This is a genomic window from Streptomyces rapamycinicus NRRL 5491, from assembly GCF_024298965.1.
GTDB classification, from domain to species: domain Bacteria; phylum Actinomycetota; class Actinomycetes; order Streptomycetales; family Streptomycetaceae; genus Streptomyces; species Streptomyces rapamycinicus.
This window is the reverse complement of sequence record NZ_CP085193.1, coordinates 1597523-1620576: the sequence shown is the minus strand read 5'-3', so window position 1 is coordinate 1620576 and position 23054 is coordinate 1597523. Positions and strand designations below refer to the sequence as shown.

Below are 23054 nucleotides of genomic sequence, written 5' to 3'. Positions count from 1 at the left end.
TGCGGAGCTGACAATGGCAAACCCAACCGACAAGATCGTTGGCGCGCTGCGGGAGTCTCTGAAGGAGACCGAACGGCTGCGCCGGGTCAATCAGCAACTCACCGCCGCCTCCCGGGAACCCATCGCCATCGTGGCGATGAGCTGCCGCTACCCCGGCGATGTGCGCGGCCCCGAGGATCTGTGGGAGCTGGTCACCGGCGGGCGCGACGCCATCTCCGGATTCCCCGGCAACCGCGGCTGGGACCTGGAGAACCTCTACGACCCGGATCCCGACCGGCAGGGCACCGTCTACGCCACCGAGGGCGGATTCCTCCACGACGCCGACCAGTTCGACCCCGCGTTCTTCGGTATCTCCCCCCGTGAGGCCACCGTGCTGGACCCGCAGCAGCGGCTGCTGCTGGAGACCTCCTGGGAGGCGTTCGAGCGCGCCGGAATCGATCCGGCGGCGCTGCGCGGCAGCAAGACCGGCGTCTTCGTGGGCGCCGCCTACCAGGGCTACATCCCCGACTGGCCCCATATGCCCGAGGGCCTTGAGGGCCACCTGGTCACGGGCATCTCCGCGAGCATCATGTCCGGCCGCGTCGCCTACACCCTGGGTCTGGAGGGCCCGGCCGTCACCATCGACACCGCCTGCTCGTCCTCGTTGGTCGCCCTCCACCTGGCCTGCCAGTCGCTGCGCCAGGGCGACTGCTCGCTCGCCCTCGCGGGCGGCGCCGCCGTGATGGGCGCCCCGATGGGGCTCATCGGCTTCGCCCGGCAGCGCGGGCTGGCGCAGGACGGCCGCTGCAAGGCGTTCGCCGAGGGAGCCGACGGCATGGGCCTCGGCGAGGGCGTCGGCATGCTGCTGCTGGAACGCCTTTCGGACGCGCGGCGCAACGGCCACAAAGTGCTGGCCGTCGTGCGCGGCTCGGCCGTCAACCAGGACGGCGCCAGCAATGGCCTCACCGCGCCCAACGGCCGTGCCCAGCAGCGGGTGATCCGCCAGGCGCTCGCCAACGCCGCACTCACGGCGGAGCAGATCGACGCGATCGAGGCCCATGGCACCGGCACCCCGCTGGGCGACCCGATCGAGGCGGGCGCGCTGCTCGCCACGTACGGGAAGGACCGCGCGGCGGACCGCCCCGTGCTGATCGGCTCGCTGAAGTCCAACATCGGCCATCCGCAGGCCGCCGGTGGTGTCGGCGGTGTCATCAAGATGGTGCAGGCCATGCGCCACGGCCTGCTGCCCAGGACGCTCCACGCCGAGGAGCGCTCCTCGCGGATCGACTGGTCGGCGGGGGCGGTGGAGCTGCTGACCGAGGCCAGGGAGTGGCCGCGCGGCGAGGAGCCCCGCCGGGCCGCCGTCTCGGCCTTCGGGGCCAGTGGCACCAATGTGCACACCATCCTCGAGGAGGCTCCCGAGGAGGAGCGTGCGGAGACCGCGGCCGAGGGGGACACCCCGGTGGGCCGGGGAGTGCTGCCGTGGGTGCTGTCGGCGAAGAGCGCGACGGGCCTGCGGGCGCAGGCCGAACGGCTGCTGACGCATGTGACCGCGCGCCCCGGGCTTTCCCCGGCCGACGTCGGCCACTCGCTCGCCACCACCCGTGGCCGCTTCGACCACCGAGCGATGGTCCTCGGCGGCGACCGCGACGAACTGATCGACGCACTTGGCGCGTTGGCGTCGGGCGGCGAGTCCCCGCGTGTGGTGCGTGGCGACGGAGCGACGGCCACCGACACCCGTCCGGTGTTCGTGTTTCCGGGGCAGGGGTCGCAGTGGGTGGGGATGGCGGTGGAGTTGCTGGATTCGTCGCCGGTGTTCGCGGGTCGGATCGCGGAGTGTGAGGCGGGGCTGGCGCCGTTTGTGGACTGGTCGCTGACTGAGGTGTTGCGGGGTGAGGGTCCGGGGTTGGAGCGGGTGGATGTGGTGCAGCCGGGGTTGTGGGCGGTGATGGTGTCGTTGGCGGAGGTGTGGCGGGCGTGTGGGGTGGCTCCGGCCGCTGTGGTGGGGCATTCGCAGGGGGAGATCGCGGCCGCGGTGGTGGCGGGTGCGCTGTCGTTGGAGGACGGGGCGCGGGTGGTGGCGCTTCGGTCGCAGGCCATTGGGCGTGGGCTGGCGGGGCGTGGCGGGATGATGTCCGTCTCGGAGGGCGCTGATCGGGTGCGGGAGCGGATCACCGCCTGGGACGGCCGTATCTCTGTGGCGGCGGTCAATGGTCCCGGTTCGATCGTGGTGTCCGGTGCCCCGGAGGCACTGCGTGAACTCCAGGCGGAGTGCGAGGCCGAGGGCGTACGGGCGAAGCTGATCCCGGTCGACTACGCGTCCCACTCGGCCCATGTCGAGGAGTTGCGCGATGAACTCCTCGACGTCCTGGCCCCGATCGTCCCGCGCCGGACCGAGGTGCCGTTCTGCTCGACGGTCACCGGCGACACCATCGACACCACCTGCCTGGACGCCGGGTACTGGTACACAAATCTGCGGGAGACCGTCGAGCTGGAGTCGGCGGTACGAGCCCTCTCCGCCGCCGGGTTCGGGACGTTCCTGGAGATGTCCCCCCATCCGGTGCTGACGATGCCGCTTCAGGCGACCGCCGAGGATGCCGTGGTCGTGGGGTCGCTGCGGCGCGACGAGGGTGGTCCGGAGCGGTTCCTGGCCTCGCTGGGCGAGGCGTTCGTCCGTGGCGTGGCGGTTGACTGGGGCGCGGTGCTGGCCGGGCTGGGCGCGTCCGTGGTGGAACTGCCCACGTACGCCTTCCAGCGGCAGCGCTACTGGCTCGAAGGCTCCTCCTCATCCGCCTCCGCACCCACCGATGGCGAGGCGGTGGACGCGGACTTCTGGGACGCCGTGGAGCGCGAGGATCTGGCCGCGCTGACCGCCGCGCTGGAGGTGGACGCCGACGAGTCGTCCCTGGCCATGGTGGTTCCGGCGCTGGCCGCCTGGCGCCGGGCGCGCCGCGAGCGGTCCGTGCTCGACTCCTGGCGCTACCACGTCACCTGGAAGCCCCTGGGCGACGCTCTCACCTCCCCCCACGACCGCTCGGCCGCCGGTGCCACCTGGCTGATCGCCGCGCCCGCCGGAGCGCCGGAGGGCCCGCGCGTCGCGGAGGCGCTGCGGGAACGCGGCGCCCAGGTGCGGCTGGTGGAGCTGACCGAGGCCGACGCCGTACGCGAGGCGCTCGCCCGCAGGCTCGGCGAGGCCACGGCGGATACGCCGCCGACCGCGGTGCTCTCGCTCCTCGCGCTCGTCGAGGACCCGTACCGCGCGGGCACGGCGCAGCCGCTCGGCCTGGCCCTCAACCTCGCCCTGCTGCAGGCGCTCGGCGACACCGGGGCCGATGTCCCGGTGTGGTACGCCACGCGCGGGGCGGTGTCCGTGGGCCGCGCGGACGCGCTGGACCACCCGCTGCAGGCGCTCAGCTGGGGCCTGGGCCGGATCGCGGCCGTGGAGTACCCGCGGCGCCGGGGCGGTCTGGTGGATCTGCCCGGCACCCTCGACGACCGCGCCGTCGCGCGGCTGTGCGGTGTGCTCGCGGGCCGGCTGACGGACGAGGACCAGGTCGCGGTGCGCGCCTCCGGGGTCCACGGGCGCAGGCTGGTCAGGGCCCCGGCGGCACCGACCGACCCCACCGCACCGTGGCAACCGGGCGGCACCGTGCTGGTCACCGGCGGCACCGGCGGCCTGGGCGCCCATGTGGCGCGCTGGCTGGCCCGGGGCGGCGCCGAACACCTGGTGCTCACCAGCCGCCGGGGCCCCGAAGCGCCCGGAGCGGAAGAACTCGCCGCCGAGCTACGGGAGTCGGGGGCCCGGGTGACCGTGGCCGCGTGCGACGCGGCCGACCGCGACGCGCTGGCCGACCTCCTCGCCACGCTGGACGCGGACGAGGCACCGCTCGACGCCGTCGTCCACACCGCGGGCGTCCTGGACGACGGGGTGCTCGACACCCTCACCCCCGAGCGCGCCGACGGGGTGCTGCGCCCGAAGGTGGACGCGGCGCTCCATCTGCACGAGCTCACCCGTGACCGCGAGCTGTCCGCCTTCGTGCTCTTCTCCTCCTTCGCGGGCACGCTCGGCGGCCCCGGCCAGGGCAGCTACGCGGCCGCCAACGCCTTCCTCGACGCGCTCGCACACGCCCGCCGCGCCCAGGGCCTCCCCGCCACCTCCGTGGCCTGGGGCGCGTGGTCCGGCGGCGGGCTGGTGGACGAGGCCGTCCAGGCGCGGCTGCGCGCCACCGGTATGCCCGCCATGGCGCCCGACCTGGCGATCGCCGCCCTGCAGCGCGCCCTGGACGTGGCCGACACCCATGTGGCCGTGGCCGACGTCGAGTGGAACCGGCTCATCGCCGCCACCCCCTCGCTGGACGGGGCCGCCGTGCTCGGCGAACTCCCCGACGCCCGGCGGGCGGAGGAGGCGGCCGCCACCACGGGCGAGCAGGACACGCCCCTGGCCCAGCGGCTGGCCGGGCTGTCGCCGCAGGAGGCCGAGGACGCGCTGGCCGACCTCGTCAGCACCGAAGTGGCCGCCGCTCTCGGCTACGCCGACACCGCGGCGGTCGAGGCCGGGCGTGCCTTCCGCGAACTGGGCTTCGACTCACTGACCGCCGTCGACCTGCGGAACCGGCTGAACGCGGCCACCGGGCTGCGGCTGCCGGTCACCCTCGTCTTCGACTACCCGACCGTCACCGCGCTGGCCCGCTTCCTGCTCGCCGAGAGCGGCGCCGGTGAAACCGCGGCCACCGCCCCGGCGGGGCCGGTGCCCGCCGCCGTCGCGGTGGACGGTGACCCGATCGCCATCGTGGCCATGAGCTGCCGCCTCCCCGGCGGGGTGACCACCCCCGAGGAGCTGTGGCGGCTGCTGATGGACGGCCGGGACGCCATCTCGGACTTCCCCACCGACCGCGGCTGGGACATCGACGGCCACTACGACCCCGACCCCGACAAGCCGGGCACCTTCTACGCCACCGGTGGTGGCTTCCTCCACCAGGCCGACCACTTCGACCCCGAGTTCTTCGGGATCTCACCGCGCGAGGCGCTCGCCATCGACCCCCAGCAGCGGCTGCTGCTGGAGACCAGCTGGGAGGCGTTCGAGCGGGCCGGGATCGACCCGGCCTCGGTGAAGGGCACCCAGGCCGGAGTCTTCATCGGCGCCAGCTACAACGACTACGGCTCCCGCTTCACCCGCGCGCCCGAGGAGTTCGAGGGCTATCTGGCCACCGGCAGCGCGAGCAGCGTGGCGTCCGGGCGCATCTCGTACACCTTCGGCCTCGAAGGGCCCGCGGTCACCGTGGACACCGCCTGCTCGTCCTCGCTGGTCGCCCTCCACCAGGCGGCCCAGGCGCTGCGCCAGGGGGAGTGCTCGCTGGCGCTCGCGGGCGGTGTCGTGGTGATGTCCACGCTGGACACATTCATCGAGTTCAGCCGGCAGCGGGCCATGGCCCCCGACGGCCGCTGCAAGGCGTTCTCGGCGGACGCCGACGGCGCCGGGTGGGCCGAGGGCGTCGGCATGCTGCTGCTGGAGCGGCTCTCCGACGCGCGGAGATACGGCCACGAGGTGCTGGCGCTGGTGCGCGGCTCGGCCGTCAACCAGGACGGCGCCAGCAACGGCCTCACCGCCCCCAACGGCCCCTCCCAGCAGCGGGTGATCCGCCAGGCGCTGGCCGGGGCTGGCCTGTCGGCCACCGATGTGGACGCGGTCGAGACCCACGGCACCGGCACCCGGCTCGGCGACCCCATCGAGGCACAGGCCCTGATGGCCACCTACGGCCAGGGGCGGGACGCCGACCGGCCGCTGTGGCTGGGGGCGCTGAAGTCCAACATCGGCCACACCCAGGCCGCTTCGGGCGTCGCCGGGATCATCAAGACGGTGCTGGCGCTGCGCCACGGCGTGCTGCCCAAGACCCTCCACGCCGATGAACTCTCGCCCGACGTGGACTGGTCGGCCGGTGCGGTGGAGCTGCTGACCGAGGCCCGGGAGTGGCCCGAGACGGGGCGGCCGCGGCGCGCGGGCGTGTCCGCCTTCGGCGTCAGCGGCACGAACGTCCATGTGGTGCTGGAGCAGGGCCCCGAGCACACCCCGCCGGTGGCCGAGCGGACGGTCGACTCGGACGTGGTGCCGTGGGTGCTCTCCGCGCGCGGCGAGACGGCCCTGCGGGCGCAGGCCGGGCGGCTGCGCGCCCATCTGGAGGAGCGGCCGGAGCTGCGCCCGGTGGATGTCGGCTACGCGCTGGCGACGGGCCGCGCGGCCTTCGGCCACCGCGCCGTGGTCGTCGGCGCCGAGCGGGAGGAACTGCTGCGGGGCCTGGCGGAGCTGGCCTCGGGGGCGGCGCGGGAGACGGTGGCCGACACCGGTAGGACGGCCTTCCTGTTCACCGGTCAGGGCGCCCAACGGACGGGCATGGGGCGGGAGTTGTACGACGTCTTTCCGGTGTTCACGGCGGCGTTCGACGCGGTGTGCGCGGAGCTGGACCGCCATCTGGACGGTTCGGTGCGGGAGGTGGTGTTCGGCGAGGACGCGGAGCGGCTGAACCGGACCGTGTTCACCCAGACCGCGCTGTTCGCCCTCGAAGTGGCGCTGTACCGGCTGGTCGAGTCCTGGGATCTGCGACCGGACTTCCTGGTCGGCCACTCGGTGGGCGAGCTGGCGGCCGCCCATGTGGCCGGGGTGTTCTCGCTGGAGGACGCCTGTGCGCTGGTGGCGGCCCGGGGCCGGCTGATGCAGGCGCTGCCGGAGGGCGGTGCGATGGTGTCGCTCCAGGCGGCCGAGGCCGAGGTGCTGCCGCATCTCGAAGGCCACGAGGACCGGGTGAGCGTGGCGGCGGTCAACGGGCCGCGGGCGACCGTCATCTCCGGTGACGAGGGCACCGTCCTGCGGATCGCGGAAGCGACCGGGGCCAAGAGCAAGCGGCTCACCGTCTCCCACGCCTTCCACTCGCCGCTGATGGACGCGATGCTCGCCGAGTTCGCCACGGTGGCCGCCGGGATCGGCTACTCCGCGCCGCGCATCGCGGTGGTCTCCAACGTCACCGGTGAGGCGGCGGGCGAGGAGCTGTGCACGCCGGAGTACTGGGTGCGCCACGTCCGCCGGGCGGTGCGCTTCGGGGACGGCATCCGCTTCCTCGCCGAGCGAAATGTGACCCGCTTCGTCGAGCTCGGCCCCGCGGGCGTGCTCTCCGCCATGGGCCAGGAGTGCCTGGCCGAGGCCGACACCGAGACCGACGCCGACACCGCGGCCGCGTTCGTCCCCCTGCTGCGCAAGGACCGCGGCGAGGCCGAGTCGCTGCTGGCCGGGGTGGGCCGGGTGCACGCCCACGGTGGCGCGGTGGACTGGGAGCAGGTGTTCGCGGGCCGTGGCGCCCGCCGGGTGGCGCTGCCCACGTACGCCTTCCAGCGGCAGCGCTACTGGCTGGACGCGCCCGCCACCGTGGGCGATGTGGCCTCGGCCGGTCTCGGCGCCGGCGGGCACCCCCTGCTGGGCGCGGCCGTCGAACTCGCCGACAGCGACGGCCTGGTGCTCACCGGGCGGCTGTCCACGCGCGGCCAGCCCTGGCTGGCCGACCACGCGGTCTCCGGTGTGGTCCTCTTCCCCGGCACCGCGTTCCTGGAACTCGCGGTCCAGGCCGGGGACCGGGTGGGCTGCGGCCGGGTCGACGAGCTGACCCTTCAGGCGCCGCTCATCCTGCCCGAGCGTGGCGCCGTCACCCTGCAACTGGTGGTGGACCCGCCCGAGGAAGACGGCCGGCGCGCCCTGAACGTCTACTCCCGCCCCGAGGACGCGGACCGTGAGCCGCCGTGGACCCGGCACGCCACGGGTGTGCTGGCGGACGGTGCCGCCGAGGGTTCGTACGACCTGGGCGGGACGTGGCCGCCGCCGGGCGCCGAGCCGATCGAGGTCGAGGACCTGTACGAGCGGTTCGCCGCGGGCGGCTTCGGCTACGGCCCGGCGTTCCAGGGGCTGCGCGCGGCCTGGCTGCGCGGCGACGAGGTGTTCGCCGAGGTACGGCTGGCGCAGGAGCAGCAGTCCGCCGCCACCGGCTACGGACTGCACCCCGCCCTGCTGGACGCCGCGCTGCACACCATCGCGCTCGGCCCGATGCTCAAGGCGGACGAGGGCCGGTTGCCGTTCTCCTGGACCGGGGTGACACTGCACGCCTCCGGGGCCGGTGAGATACGGGTGCGGCTCACGCCGAGCGGCACCGACACGGTGGCCCTGACCGTGGCGGACACCATCGGGCGGCCGGTGGCCACCGTCGAATCGCTGGTGCTGCGCAAGCGGCCCGAACGGCTCGGCGACGCCGCCACCGGCGGTGACTCGCTCTACCGGCTCGACTGGGTGGCCGCCGACACCTCCGCCACCACGCCCGAACAACCCTCCGGGCACTGGGTCCTGCTCGGCGACGACGACTTCAAGCTGGTCGGACTCGATGTGCGCACATACCCGAACCTGGAGGCGCTGCCCGCCGACCCGGCCGCCGTGCCCGCCACCGTACTGGTGCCCTGCGCACCGGACCCCCAGGGCGTGGCCGACGCCGTTCGGGCCGCGACCCACCGGGCGCTGGCGCTGCTCCGGGCCTGGCTGACCGAGGAGCGGTTCGCCGCCTCCCGCCTGGTGTTCATCACCCGGGGCGCGGTGGCCGCCACGCCCGGCGCGGACGTGCCCGATCTGGCGCACGCCGCCGTCTGGGGCCTGGTGCGCTCCGCGCAGTCGGAGAACCCCGGCCGGTTCGTGCTCGTCGACCTCGACGAGCACGAGGAGTCGGCGCTCGCCCTGCCGGCCGCGCTCGCCCTGGACGAGCCACAACTCGCCGTGCGCCAGGGCGACATCGCGGTGGCCAGGCTCACCACCACCCCCGTCCCCGACACCGCCCCGCCCGCCTGGGACCCCGAGGGCACGGTGCTGGTCACCGGGGCCACCGGCACCATCGGCGGGGTCATCGCCCGCCATCTGGTGGCCGAGGGCGGAGTGCGGCATCTGCTGCTCACGAGCCGCCGTGGCCCGGACGCCGAGGGCGTGGCCGCACTCCGTGCGGAGCTGGCGGAGTTGGGCGCCGGGGTCACCCTCGCCGCCTGCGATGTGGCCGACCGGGAGGCGCTGGCGGCGCTGCTGGCCACCGTCCCCGCCGCACATCCGCTGACGGCCGTCGTGCACACGGCGGGCGTCCTGGACGACGGTGTGGTCTCCTCGCTCACCCCCGAGCGGCTGGACACGGTGCTGCGGCCCAAGGTCGACGCCGCGCTCACTCTGCACGAGCTGACCCGCGATCTGGACCTGTCCGCGCTCGTCCTGTTCTCCTCCATCGCCGGCACCTTCGGCGGAATGGGCCAGGGCAACTACGCGGCGGCCAACGCCTTCCTCGACGCCTTCGCCCAGCACTGCCGCGCCCAGGGCCGGCCCGTCCAGTCACACGCGTGGGGGCTGTGGGCCCAGCGCAGCGAGATGACCGGCAAGCTGGCGGGCGCCGATCTGAACCGGCTGGCGCGCGGTGGCATCGTCCCGTTCTCCTCCGAGGACGGCGCCGGGCTGTTCGACGCCGCACGCGCCGTGGACACCGCCGTCGTGCTGCCGATGCGGCTGGACGCCGCGGGGCTCGGGGCACGGCCCGGTGACGTACCGGCGCTGCTGCGCGGGCTGGTGAGGGCCGCGCCCGCCACCAGGCCCGCCCGGCGGACGGCCGCCGGAGCCGGGGCCGCGCCCGCGCGGCCCGAGGGGCTCAAGCAGCATCTGACGAGCCTGCCGGACGCCGAGCGTGGCCGGTTCCTGCTGGACCTGGTCCGCACCACCGTGGCCGGGGTGCTGGGCTTCGAGTCGGTGGCGGCCGTCGAGGCGGAGCGCGGACTGCTGGACCTCGGCTTCGACTCGCTCACCGCGGTCGAACTCCGCAACCAGCTCGGCAAGGCCACCGGCCGGCGCCTGCCGGTGACCCTGCTCTTCGACTACCCCACCTCCACGGCGATCGCCGCGTACCTGGAAGCGGAGATCGCCCCGGAGGCATTCACCGCCGCGTCGATGACCTTCCCGGAACTCGACGCCCTGGAAAGCAACCTGGCCGAGGTCGCCGCCGACGACGAGGCGCGCACCACGCTCGCCTCGCGTCTGCAGGACCTGCTGGAACGGCTCGGCCAGGGCCCGGAGGACGCGGAGGACGCGGTCGCCGGCCGCATCGACGCCGCCTCGGACGACGAGATCTTCGACTTCATCGAGAACGAACTCGGCCTGTAGTACACGGAGTTGGAATTCACAGAGATGGGCGGTAAACGGTGAGCGAGGCAAAGCTCCGCGACTACCTCAAGCGAGTGACCACGGATCTGCACCGCACTCGCCAGCGCCTCCAGGAGGCCGAGGCAAAGGACCACGAGCCCATCGCCATCGTCGGGATGGCCTGCCGCTACCCCGGTGGCGTGGCCTCGCCGGAGGACCTGTGGGAACTGGTGGCGAACGGCCGTGACGCGGTCACCGGGTTCCCCGCCGACCGGGGCTGGGACCTGGAGGCCCTGTACGACCCGGACCCGGACAAGCCGGGGACGAGCTACGCGCGCGAAGGCGGCTTCGTCACCGACGCCGACCACTTCGACCCCGCGTTCTTCGGCATCTCCCCGCGCGAGGCCCTCGCCATGGACCCGCAGCAGCGGCTGCTGCTGGAGACCGCGTGGGAGGCCATGGAGCGCGCGGGGGTCGACCCGGCCACGCTCCGCGGCAGCCGCACCGGCGTCTTCGCGGGCGTGATGTACCAGGACTACGCGACCCGGCTGCGCCAGGTGCCCGACGATGTCGAGGGGTACGTCGGCAGCGGTGGCTCCGGCAGCATCGCCTCCGGCCGTATCGCCTACACCTTCGGTCTCGAAGGACCCGCGGTCACCGTGGACACCGCCTGCTCGTCCTCGCTGGTGGCCCTGCACCTCGCCGCGCAGGCGCTGCGCCGGCAGGAGTGCTCCCTGGCCCTGGTCGGCGGGTCGATGGTGATGTCCACACCGGTGGCCTTCGTGGACTTCAGCCGCCAGCGCGGGCTCGCCTCCGACGGCCGCTGCAAGGCGTTCGCCGCGTCCGCCGACGGCACCGGCTGGGGCGAGGGCGTGGGCATGCTGCTCGTGGAGCGGCTGTCGGACGCGCGGCGCAACGGCCACCAGGTGCTCGCCGTCGTCACGGGCTCCGCCACCAACCAGGATGGCGCCAGCAGCGGGCTCACCGCCCCCAACGGCCCCTCCCAGCAGCGCGTCATCCGGCAGGCGCTGGCCGACGCCGGGCTGACCCCGGCCGATGTGGACGCGGTCGAGGCACATGGCACCGGCACTCCGCTCGGCGACCCCATCGAGGCGGGCGCGCTGCTCGCCACCTACGGCCGGAACCGCCCCGAGGACCGGCCGCTGTGGCTCGGCTCGCTGAAGTCCAACATCGGCCACACCCAGGCCGCCGCGGGCGTCGGCGGGGTCATCAAGACGGTGCTGGCGCTGCGCCACGGCGTGCTGCCCAAGACCCTGCACGCCGAGGAGCCGACGCCCAACGTGGAGTGGGAGTCGGGCGCGGTACGGCTGCTGGCCGAGGCCCGGCCATGGCCCGAGCCGGAGGCAGAACGGCCGCGCCGCGCCGCCGTGTCCGCCTTCGGATTCAGCGGCACCAACGCCCATGTGATCCTGGAACAGGCCCCCGCCGAGGAGGCCGCGGACGAAATATCCGCCGACGAAACACCCGCTGACGAGACACCCACGGACACCGCGCCCGCCGCCGCCCCCGCCGCCGTGTCGTCCGACCTGGTGCCGTGGCCGCTGTCGGGGCGGACCGAGGAGGCCCTGCGGGCCCAGGCCGCGCGGCTGCGGTCCTACGTGGCGGGCGCGTCCGGGCCGTCCGCCGCGGACATCGGCTACTCGTTGGCGCTCACCCGCTCCGCCTTCGCCCACCGCGCCGTGGTCGTGGGATCGAACCGTACCGAACTGCTGGGCGAACTCGACCAGTTGGCCTCCGGCGTCACCCCCGGGGCGGTGGCCGGTGCGGGCAAGACGGCGTTCCTGTTCACCGGGCAGGGCGCACAGCGGCTCGGCATGGGACGCGCCCTGCACACCGCCTTCCCGGTCTTCGCCGCCGCTTTCGACGCCGTCTGCGCCGAGCTCGACCGCCACCTGGACGGCCATGTCGGGCACGCGGTGCGCGACGTGGTCTTCGGCGAGGACGCCGAACTGCTCGACCGGACCCTCTACACCCAGACCGGTCTCTTCGCCGTCGAGGTGGCGCTGTACCGGCTGCTGGAGTCCTGGGGCGTGACCGCGGACTTCCTGGTCGGCCACTCGGTGGGCGAACTGGCGGCCGCCCATGTGGCGGGCGTGTTCTCGCTGGAGGACGCGTGTGCGCTGGTCGCGGCCCGGGGCCGGCTGATGGACGCGCTGCCCGCCGGAGGCGCGATGGTCTCGCTGCGGACCGCCGAGGCCGAGGTGCTGCCCCATCTGGCGGGCGAGGAGGACCAGGTGTCCCTGGGCGCGGTCAACGGCCCGGCCGCCACGGTGATCTCCGGTGAGGAGAAGGCCGTCCTGCGGATCGCGGACGCGGTCGGCGGCAAGAGCAAGCGGCTGCGGGTCGGCGTCGCCGCCCACTCGCCGCTGATGGACCCCATGCTGGAGGAGTTCGCCAAGGTCGCCGGTGAGCTGACCTACGCCACCCCCCGGATCGCGGTGGTGTCCAATGTGACCGGCGAGGCGGTCGCCGAGGAGCTGAGCTCGCCCGAGTACTGGGTGCGCCATGTGCGGCGGCCGGTGCGGTTCCGGGACGGGGTGCGGTTCCTGGAGGACCAGGGCGTGACCCGCTATGTCGAGGTCGGCCCGTCCGGTGTGCTGTCCGTGATGGGGCAGGAGTGCGTCGCCGATCCCGACGCCGCCGCGTTCGTCCCGCTGCTGCGCAAGGACCGTGGCGAGGCCGAGTCGCTGCTGGCCGGGGTGGGCCGGGTGCACGCCCACGGTGGCGCGGTGGACTGGGAGCAGGTGTTCGCGGGCCGTGGCGCCCGCCGGGTCGAGCTGCCCACGTACGCCTTCCAGCGGCAGCGCTACTGGCTGGACGGCTCGGATCGGGCGGGCGATGTCACCTCGGCGGGTCTTGGCCCGGCCGGGCATCCGCTGCTGGGCGCCGCCGTGGAACTCGCCGACAGCGACGGCCTGGTGCTCACCGGGCGGCTGTCCCTGGCCGCCCAGCCCTGGCTGGCCGACCACGCCGTCTCCGGCACGGTCCTCTTCCCCGGCACCGCCTTCCTCGAGCTCGCCATCCAGGCCGGTGACCAGGTCGGCTGCGACCAGGTCGAGGAGCTGACCCTCCAGGCGCCGCTGATCCTCCCCGCGCGCGGCGCGCTCACCCTCCGGGTGACGGTCGGCGAACCCGACGAGAGCGGACGGCGCCCGCTGAACGTCCACTCCCGCCCCGAGGGCGCCGGGTTCGGCGAGCCGTGGACCCCGCACGCCACCGGCGCGCTCGCCACCGCCACACCGGGCGCCCCCGCCGAGCTGACCGCGTGGCCTCCGGCGGACGCCACCGAACTCGACGTCGGCGACATGTACGAGCGGTACGCGGCGGGCGGCTTCGGCTACGGCCCGGCGTTCCAGGGGCTGCGCGCGGCCTGGCTGCGCGGCGACGAGGTGTTCGCCGAGGTGCGGCTGGCCCAGGAGCAGCGGCCGGCCGCCGCCGGGTACGGGATCCACCCGGCGCTGCTCGACGCCTCCCTGCACGGCATCGCGCTCGGCACCCTCTTCGCCGGGGAGGACCCCGGGACGGCGCAGGGGCGGCTGCCGTTCTCCTGGACCGGGGTGTCGCTGCACGCCGCCGGGGCCGACGAGGTGCGGGTGCGGATCTCCCCGGCCGGGGAGGACACCGTGGCGCTCGCGGTGGCCGACCCCACCGGCCGTCCGGTGGCCACCGTCGAGGGCCTGCTGCTGCGCAAGATGACCGGCGATCAGCTCAGCGGCGCCCGCGCCGCGAGCAGCGAGTCGCTGTTCCAGCTCGACTGGCCCGCGCTCACGGGCGCAGGCCGGCCCGCCCCGCTGACCCGGGCCGCGCTGGTCGGCGACGACGGGCTGGACGTCACCGAGAGTCTCTTCGCGGCCGGGGTCCACCTGGAGTCGTATGTGGACCTGGAGTCGCTGGGCGCGGCCGTCGACGCCGGTACGGCCGCCCCCGCGGCGGTCCTGGTGTCCTGCGCCGCCGGGCCCGGCGCACCGGCCGACGCGGTGCGGGACTCCCTGCGCACCGCCCTGGAGCTGGCCCAGAACTGGTCGGCCGACGAGCGGTTCGCCGACTCCCGGCTGGTGTTCGTCACCCGGGGCGCGGTGGCGACCGAGCCCGGCGCGGAGGTCGCCGATCTGCCGGGCGCCGCCGTCTGGGGCCTGGTGCGCTCGGCGCAGTCGGAGAACCCCGACCGGTTCACCCTCGTCGACCTCGACGAGCACGAGGAGTCCGTACGGGCCCTCCCGGCGGTCCTCCCCTCCGGGGAGCCGCAGCTCGCGCTGCGCGCCGGACAGGCGCACACCCCGCGGCTCGCCCGCGCCCAGGGCGCGACCGGCACCACCGGCGCCACCCGTGCGCTGGACCCCGAGGGCACCGTGCTGATCACCGGCGCCACCGGTACCCTCGGCGGGCTGCTCGCCCGCCACTTGGTGACCCGCCACGGGGTCCGCCATCTGCTGCTGACCAGCCGTCGGGGACCGGCCGCCGAGGGGGCCGGGCGGCTGCGCGAGGAGCTGACCGAGCTCGGCGCGACCGTGACCGTGGCGGCGTGCGACACCGCCGACCGGGACGCCGTGGCCGCCCTGGTGGCCCAGGTGCCCGCCGGCCATCCGCTGACCGGGGTGTTCCACACCGCCGGAGTGCTGGACGACGGAGTGATCTCCTCGCTCACCCCCGAGCGTATGGACACGGTGCTGCGGCCCAAGGTCGACGCCGCGCTCCACCTCCACGAGGCCACCCGGGAGCTGGATCTGGCCGCGTTCGTGCTCTTCTCCTCGGCGGCCGGTGTACTCGGCGGCGCGGGCCAGGGCAACTACGCGGCCGCCAACGGCTTCCTCGACGCCTTCGCACAGGCCCGCCGGGCGCAAGGGCTGCCCGCCCACTCCCTCGCCTGGGGGCTGTGGGCGCAGGCCGGCGCGATGACCGCGACGGCGGACACGGCCGGGGCCGCCCGCTCGGGCGTGGCCGCGCTCTCCTCGGAACAGGGCATGGAACTGCTCGACACCGCCCTCGCCCTGGACACCCCACTGCTGATCCCGATGCGGATCGACCTCGCGGCGCTGCGAGCGGGCGCCGGATCCGGCTCGGTGCCGCTGCTGCTGCGCGGGCTGGTGCGGACACCGGCACGCCGGGCGGGCGCGACCACACGCGGTGGCTCGCCGGGCGGCGGCTCCGCGCTGCGGGAACGGCTCGCCGCGCTGCCCGAGGCCGAACAGGACGCCGTGCTGGTGGAGTTGGTGTGCGCGCAGGTGGCCACCGTGCTCGGCCACCCGGACCCGTCCGCCATCGGCCCGGCCCATGAGTTCGTGGACTCCGGCTTCGACTCGCTCACCGCGGTCGAGCTGCGCAACCGGCTGAACGCGGCCACCGGGCTGAGGCTGCCCGCCACCCTCGCCTTCGACCACGAGACGCCCACCGATCTGGCCGCCCGGCTCCGCTCCGAACTGGCCGCGGCCCGGCAGCCGGACCCGTCCGAGCAGACGCCCGCGGGCGCGGCGCCCGCCGCGGCGGGGGAGTCCACCACGCTGAGCACGCTGTACACCGAGGCGTTCGAGACCGGGAAATGGAAGGAAATCTTCGACCTGCTGCACGCCACGGCGGCGCTGCGGCCCCGGTTCAGCGCCACCTCCGAGCTGGCGAAGCTGCCGATGCCGGTCCGGCTCAGCAAGGGCCCGGCCGAGCAGCACATGTTCTGCTTCTCCTCGTGCCTGGCGGTCGCGGGCATCCACCAGTACGCGCGGTTCGCGGCCTCACTGCGGGGCCGGCGCGATGTGTCGGCGCTCGCGCTGCCGGGCTTCGGCCGCGGTGAACCCCTCCCGGAGACGGCGGACGCGGTGGTCGCCGCGCAGGCCGAGGCGGTGGCGAAGGCCGCCGACGGGCAGCCCGTCGTGCTCCTGGGCTCCTCGGCGGGCGGCTGGTTCGCCCACGCGGCGGCGGGACACCTGGAGCGGATGGGCATCCGGCCGACCGCGGTGGTCCTGGTGGACACCTACGTGCCCAAGAGCAGCATCCTCAACCAGTTCGGGCTCTCGCTCATGGACGGGATGACCGAGCGCGAGGGCGTGTTCGTCACCATGGACGACGCCCGGCTGTCGGCCATGGGCTGGTACCTCAACCTCTTCGGCGGCTGGGACCCCGAGCCGATCGAGACCCCCACCCTCCTGGTGCGCGCGCTGGAGCCGCTGTCCACCGGATCGCTGAAGCTGGAGGAACTGCCCGACTGGCGGTCCTTCTGGGAGCTGCCGCACGACATCGTCGATGTGCGCGGCAACCACTTCACCATGATGGAGGACCACTCCCTCCCCACCGCCCAGGCGATCGAGGACTGGCTGGAGCGACTGCCGGCGACGGCGTCTGACCCGAGCCCGTACAAGCCCGTACACCCCGCTTCAGGCGCCCTCCCCGCATCAGAGTAAGGAACGATGACCATGGCGTTGCCCGTCACCGATGAGAGCCTGTGGTTCCGCAGGTTCCATCCGCGCCCGGAGGCCGAGGTCGGCCTGGTCTGCCTGCCGCACGCGGGAGGAGCCGCCAGCTTCTACTTCCCGATCTCCGAGCTGCTGCCGCCGACCGTGGAGGCGCTGGCCGTCCAGTACCCGGGGCGGCAGGACCGCCGCCATGACGCGCCCATCGAGGACATCCACGAGCTGGCGCGCGAGATCTACCAGGCGCTGCGGCCGCTCGCCGCACACCGGCCGATCGCGCTGTTCGGCCACAGCATGGGCGCGAGCATCGGGTTCGAGCTGGCCCGGCTGCTCGAAGGAGAGCTGGGGACCGTGCCCGTGGCGCTCTTCGCCTCGGGCCGGCCCGCGCCCTCCCACCACCGGAGCCTCGGCATCCACCGGCGCGACGACGCCGGGCTCATCGCCGAGCTCCAGCTGGTCAGCGGGACCGACTCCCGGATCCTCGGCGACGCCGAACTGCTGCGGCTGGCCCTGCCCGCCATCCGCAGCGACTACAAGGCGGCCGAGACCTATGAATACCGGCCCGGCGCCAGGCTGGCCTGCGACATCGCGGGGCTCACCGGTGACAGCGACATCCGCGTCACCGTCTCGGAGGTGGCGGGCTGGCGGGAGCACACCTCGGGCTCCTTCCGGCTGGAGGTCTTCTCCGGCGGCCACTTCTACCTGGGTGAGCAGAAGGCGGCGGTGGCCGGAGTCATCACGGACACCCTGCGGGCGGCCACCGCCCGCCCCCGACAACCCATCGACTGAGAGAGAAACCGACGATGCGTATCCTTTTCGCGACGGTGTCCGAGAAATCGCACCTGTTCACCATGGTCCCGCTCGCCTGGTCGCTGGCCGCGGCCGGCCACGAGGTGCATGTCGCCAGCAACCCCGCGCTGACCGAGTCCATCAAGAGCACCGGGCTGACGGCCGTCTCGGTCGGCAAGGACCACAATCTCCACGAGATGCTGACGCAGAACCGCGAGTCGCTGGAGAACCCGCTCTCCGACTGGTCCACCCCCGAGCTCGATCAGCACACCTGGGAACAGGTGCTGATGAAGTTCAAGATCAGCGTGATGTTCGCGTACCAGACCTACAACGACTGCATGGTGCACGAGCTGGTGGACTACGCCCGCCACTGGCAGCCCGACCTGGTCATCTGGGACCCGGTCACCTACGCGGGCCCGGTGGCCGCCCGCGTCGTGGGCGCCGCCCACGCCCGGCTGCTGTGGTGCGTCGACATCTACGCGAAGATGCGCGAGGTGTTCCTGGCCCGCCTCGCCGAACAGCCCGAGGAGCGCCGCGAGGACCCGATGGCCGACTGGCTCGGCGGTATCCTCGCCCGCTACGACCGCACCTTCGACGAGGAGGTCGTGGTCGGCCAGTGGACCATCGACCAGATCCCCACCAGCCTTCAGCTCCCGCTGTCGCTCCGGCGGGTCCCGGTCCGCTATCTGCCCTACAACGGCCCCTCCGACATCCCCGACTGGCTGCGCGAGACCCCCGGGCGGCCGCGGGTCGTGCTGACCTCCGGGGTCTCCGCGCGGGCGGCCCTGGGCGGCACCTTCATGCCGGTGGCCGACATGATCGACACCCTGGGGAGCATGGACATCGACGTGGTGGCGGCGCTGCCGCCCGAGGAGGTCGAGGCGCTGGAGAAGGTCCCCGACAACACCCGTATCGTCGACTTCGTTCCGCTGCACGCCCTGCTGCCCGGCGCCTCGGTCCTCATCCACCACGGCGGCTTCGGCTCCTGGGGCACCGCACTGGCGCGCGGCGTACCGCAGTTCATCCCCACCATCCGCTACGCCGACTGGTGGAACAAGGGGACCACGCTGCACGAGGCCGGTGCCGGACTCGTCGTCCACGCCTCGGAGCTGACCGCCGAGGTGCTGCGGGAGAGCGTCGAACGGCTGCTGAAGGACGCGTCGTACAAGGAGACGGCCGAGCGGCTGCGCGAGGAGAACCTGCGCACCCCCACCCCGCACGATGTGGTGCCGGTGCTGGAGGAGCTCACCGCGGAGCACGGCCGGTGAAGGTGCGCGAGCTGGCGGTGTCCGGCGCCTACGAGTTCAGCCCGGACGTCCACCGCGACGAACGCGGCGCGTTCGTCGCCCACTACACCGAATCGGCCTTCTCCGCGGCCGTCGGCCATCCGCTGCGCCTGGGCCAGAACCACCACAGCGTCTCCCGGCGCGGCGCCGTCCGCGGGGTGCACTACGCGGACGTCCCCCCGGGCCAGGCCAAGATGGTGACCTGTGTCAGCGGCGAACTCATCGATGTGGTGGTCGACTTGCGGGTGGGCTCGCCCACCTTCGGCCGCTGGGACAGTGTGCGTCTCGACCCCGTGTCGTACCGGGCGGTGTATCTGGCGGAGGGCCTCGGCCACGCGTTCATCGCGCTGCGGGACGACACCGTGGCGGCCTACCTCAACTCGGAGGAGTACAACCCGGGCGCCGAGCACGAGATCGACCCCTTCGACCCCGCGCTCGGCCTGCCCTGGCCCAGGGACCTGGAATACCTGGTCTCCGAGCGCGACCGGAACGCCCCCGGGCTGGCCGAGGCCGAACGGGCCGGTCTGCTGCCGTCCTACGAGGTCTGCCGGGCGCCGCACGCCCGGCGCGGCTGACCCGGCCCGGCGTACTCCCATCCACCGATCGGTTGATGCGCCCGATCGGCCGGTCGGTGGAGGGAGGATCAGCCCGGTGGGCGGCCGATGGGCCGATCCCCCGGGGATATCCGCTCCCTACGGTGGAAGAGTGAAGGAACAAAAGCGAGGAGGACCCGGGCCGATGCCGCTGATCGAGGTCAGTAACCTGCGCAAGGAGTACCGCAATCACGTGGCGGTACAGGACGTGTCCTTCTCCGTGGAGGAGGGCGAGATCTTCGGCATCCTCGGCCCCAACGGCGCGGGCAAGACCACCGCTGTGGAGTGCATCGAGGGCATGCGCAAGCGCGACGGCGGCGAGATCTCCGTGATGGGTCTCGACCCGCTGAAGGACAAGGACCTCGCCGAACTGCGCGAGTCCATCGGCATCCAGCTCCAGCAGAGCGAACTGCCCCCCAAGATGAAGGTGTGGGAGGCGCTCGAGCTCTACAGCACCTTCTACCGCGACCCCGTCGACTGGCGCGAGCTCATCAAGGACTGGGGCCTGTCCGGCAAGGCCGACACGGCGTACGGATCGCTGTCCGGCGGCCAGCAGCAGCGGCTGTCCATCGCGCTCGCCCTCGTCGGCAAGCCCAGGATCGCCGTCTTCGACGAGCTGACCACCGCGCTCGACCCGCACGCCCGGCGTGAGACCTGGAAGCTGATCGAGAAGGTCCGGGAGCAGGATGTGACCGTACTGCTGGTCACCCACTTCATGGAGGAGGCCGAGCGGCTCTGCGACCGGATCGCCATCATCGAATCCGGCCGGGTCGTCGCCCTCGACACCCCGTCCGGCCTGGTCTCCCGGGTCGACGAGCAGCAGATCATCCGCTTCAAACCGTCCGTCCCGATGGACGACGAACTGCTCACCTCGCTGCCCGAGGTGAGCAGTGTGACCCGGTCCAAGTCCCAGGTGACGGTGGTCGGCAAGGGCAATGTCGTCTACGCCGTGATCTCCGTCCTGGCCCGCAATCAGATCGTGGCGAACGAACTCCGCCTGGAGCAGGCGAGTCTCGATGACGCCTTCGTGGCCCTGACCGGCTCCAAGCCCGCCAACTAAAGCCGCCGAGGAGACTTCTGCCATGTCCGGGCGCACCAAGCTCACCTACGTCGAGAGCAAGCTGTTCCTGCGCGATCCCACCGCGGTGTTCTTCGTCATCGCGCTGCCGATCATGCTGCTGGCCATCTTCCACTTCGTCACCACCAAGTCCGACGACGACGCCGCCACCAAGGCGTCGATGGCCGCGTTCGTCCCCGCGATGGCCATGTCGCTGTGTCTGACGATGCTGGCCCTCAACCTGCTGCCCACGACCCTCGCGACCTACCGGGAGAAGGGCATCCTGCGGCGCATGGCCGCGAGCCCCATCCACCCGGGGAACCTGCTGCTCGCCCAGCTCTTCATCAACCTGGTCACCGCGGCGGTCTCCGCGGTGCTGGTGCTCATCGTCGGCAAGACCGCCTTCGACACCAAACTGCCCGGCGACGTCCCCGCCTTCCTGGCGAGCTTCGTCCTGGGCACCTGGGCGCTGTTCTCCATCGGCCTGGTGATCGCGGCCGTGGCGCCGAGCAGCAAGTCCGCCACCGCGATGGGCCTGTCCCTGCTCTTCCCCAGCCTCTTCTTCGGCGGCGCCTTCCTCCCCAAGGAGGATCTGCCGGAGACGGTGTCCACCATCGGCGACTACACCCCGCTGGGCGCCGCGCTCCAGGCGCTGCGCGACTCCTGGGAGAACCAGTGGCCGCAGACGCTGCACCTGACCGTCCTCGGAGTGATCGCGGTGGCCGCCACCGCGGCCGCGGCCAAGCTGTTCCGCTGGGAGTGAGGTGAGCGCGTCCAAGGACGACGGCGGACGGTGGGAGCGGCACTCCGACATCCTGTTCGGAGGGCTGCCCTACCTTCTGCTGTTTCTGTCCACGGCCCTGAGCCTGGTGCACGGCCCGCCCCCGGCCCGGCGGCTGCTCACCACGCTCGGCCTCGCGGTCCTGGCCGCCGCCTGGATCCTGGGCACCTACACCCTGCCCACGGGCCGCCGCAGCAGACAGCCGTACGGCATGGTGCGCACCGCCGTCTACTTCGCCGGGCTGCTCGCCCTCTCCGCCGCGCTGATGGCGCGGGACCAGGTGTTCATGCTGTTCGCCGCCACCGGGTTCCTCCAGGCGCTGGTGCTGCTGCCGACCGTCTGGGCGCTGGTGTCCGTGGCGGCCACCTCGTTCGTCGTCAACACCGTGCCGGACGGCTTCCCCGGGCCCACGACCGGCGCGGTGGTCGGCTATCTCGCCGCCATCGCCTTCCAGACCGTGGTGATCGGCTGGATCAACCTGCTGTCGAGCCGGCTCAACGAACAGCACCAGCGGCGCAAACGGACCGTGGCCGAACTCCGCTCCGCGCTCACCGAGAACGCCGGACTCCACGCCCAGCTGATCACCCAGGCGCGGGAGGCCGGAGTGCTCGACGAGCGCCAGCGGATGGCGGGGGAGATCCACGACACCCTCGCCCAGGGGCTGGCCGGCATCATCCGGCAGTTGGAGGCCGCCGAACACGCCGGGGGCGACCGCGAGGTGTGGCGCCGCCATCTCGTCACCGCCAAGAACCTGGCCCGGGACAGCCTCGCCGAGGCGCGCCGCTCGGTCCAGGCGCTCCGCCCCGAGCAACTGGAGTCCCGGACCCTGCCGGACGCCCTGGAGTCGCTGGTCGAGGGGTGGTCGCAGGAGCGGGAGCCGAAGGTCGCGTTCGCGACGACCGGGACCGCCATCCCGCTCCACGCCGAACTGGAGGCCACGCTCTACCGGGTGGCGCAGGAGGCCCTCGCCAACATCGCCAAGCACGCCCGGGCGTCGAAGGTGGGCATCACCCTGTCGTACATGGAGGACGTGGTGGTCCTCGACGTACTCGACGACGGCGTCGGATTCGACCCCGCGGCCGCGGAGGCCGAGGCCGGTACCTCCGGTGGCCACGGCCTCGGGCTGGTGGCGATGCGGCGCCGGCTGGGCCGGGTCGCCGGTACGTTGGACATCGAAAGCGCCCGTGGCGAGGGCACCGCCATCAGCGCGGCCGTCCCCGTGATCCCCCAGGAAGCCGGTGCATGAGCGGAAACACCCATGGCGGCGACACCCCCGGCCCCAGCCCCATCCGTATCCTGATCGTCGACGACCACCCCGTGGTCCGCGACGGGCTGCGCGGGGTGCTGGAGCGGGACCCCGACTTCACGGTGACCGGCGAGGCCGGTGACGGTGCCGAGGCCGTCGAACTGTACGAGCGGCAGCCGGCCGATGTGGTCCTGATGGATCTGCGCATGCCCCGGATGGGCGGGGTGGAGGCCATCAAACGGCTGCTGCGCCGCGACCCGGAGGCCCGGATCCTGGTGCTGACCACCTACGACACCGACGGCGACGTCATGGGCGCCCTGGCCGCCGGGGCGACCGGCTACCTCCTCAAGGACACCCCGCGCGAGGAGCTGACCCGCGCCGTGCGGTCCGCCTCCTCGGGCCAGTCCGTCCTCTCGCCCGCGGTCACCGGACGCGTTCTCGGCCAGGTCCGCAAACCGACCCAGGGCCCGCTGAGTGACCGTGAACTCCAAGTGCTCCGGCTTATCGCGGACGGGGCCACGAATCGACAGGCCGCGGCGGCATTGTTCATCAGCCAGGCGACCGTCAAGACGCATCTTCTGCATGTCTACGAGAAACTCGGGGTGAAGGATCGCGCGGCAGCGGTCAGCGAGGCCCATAAACGACATCTATTCGAATGACACCGCAGGTCGCGGCCGTGATAGGGGTGCCCGATAGGGGTGGACGAGGGTAGGGG

At 73.3% G+C, this 23054-nt stretch carries 9 protein-coding genes; all 9 read left to right on the top strand.

Annotation, left to right across the window (positions count from 1 at the left end):
• The first annotated feature begins 7 nt into the window (after positions 1-7).
• The 9 genes from LIV37_RS06615 to LIV37_RS06575 all read left to right on the top strand — a co-directional run bounded on the left by LIV37_RS06615 (position 8) and on the right by LIV37_RS06575 (position 22998).
• Positions 8-10189: a type I polyketide synthase gene (locus tag LIV37_RS06615; protein WP_420877161.1), complete on the top strand. Its 10182-nt coding sequence runs from the start codon at positions 8-10 to the stop codon at positions 10187-10189.
• A 38-nt stretch (positions 10190-10227) separates the two neighbouring features.
• Positions 10228-16578, top strand: a complete 6351-nt coding sequence (locus LIV37_RS06610; protein WP_020866321.1) for a type I polyketide synthase — start codon at positions 10228-10230, stop codon at positions 16576-16578.
• 12 nt (positions 16579-16590) lie between these two features.
• Positions 16591-17376, top strand: a complete 786-nt coding sequence (locus LIV37_RS06605) for a thioesterase II family protein (RefSeq protein WP_121825756.1) — start codon at positions 16591-16593, stop codon at positions 17374-17376.
• 35 nt (positions 17377-17411) lie between these two features.
• The gene (locus tag LIV37_RS06600; RefSeq protein ID WP_202979653.1) at positions 17412-18644 is read left to right on the top strand and encodes an activator-dependent family glycosyltransferase; all 1233 of its coding nucleotides are present in this window, start codon (positions 17412-17414) and stop codon (positions 18642-18644) included.
• Positions 18641-19237, top strand: coding sequence for a dTDP-4-dehydrorhamnose 3,5-epimerase family protein (locus LIV37_RS06595; protein WP_020866318.1), 597 nt, complete (start codon positions 18641-18643; stop codon positions 19235-19237). The genes LIV37_RS06600 and LIV37_RS06595 overlap by 4 nt, the downstream gene beginning before the upstream one ends.
• A 163-nt stretch (positions 19238-19400) precedes the next feature.
• Complete coding sequence (locus LIV37_RS06590; protein ID WP_020866317.1) at positions 19401-20315, top strand: ABC transporter ATP-binding protein; 915 nt, start codon at positions 19401-19403, stop codon at positions 20313-20315.
• Between the two features lie 22 nt (positions 20316-20337).
• Positions 20338-21075 carry an ABC transporter permease gene (locus tag LIV37_RS06585; protein ID WP_020866316.1) on the top strand — a complete coding sequence of 246 codons (738 nt, stop codon included), beginning with the start codon at positions 20338-20340 and terminating at the stop codon, positions 21073-21075.
• Position 21076: 1 nt separating this feature from the next.
• Positions 21077-22339 (top strand): sensor histidine kinase, encoded by a 1263-nt coding sequence (locus tag LIV37_RS06580; RefSeq protein WP_020866315.1) that lies wholly within the window; start codon positions 21077-21079, stop codon positions 22337-22339.
• The gene (locus tag LIV37_RS06575) at positions 22336-22998 is read left to right on the top strand and encodes a response regulator (protein ID WP_020866314.1); all 663 of its coding nucleotides are present in this window, start codon (positions 22336-22338) and stop codon (positions 22996-22998) included. The genes LIV37_RS06580 and LIV37_RS06575 overlap by 4 nt, the downstream gene beginning before the upstream one ends.
• The last annotated feature ends 56 nt before the right edge of the window (positions 22999-23054 follow it).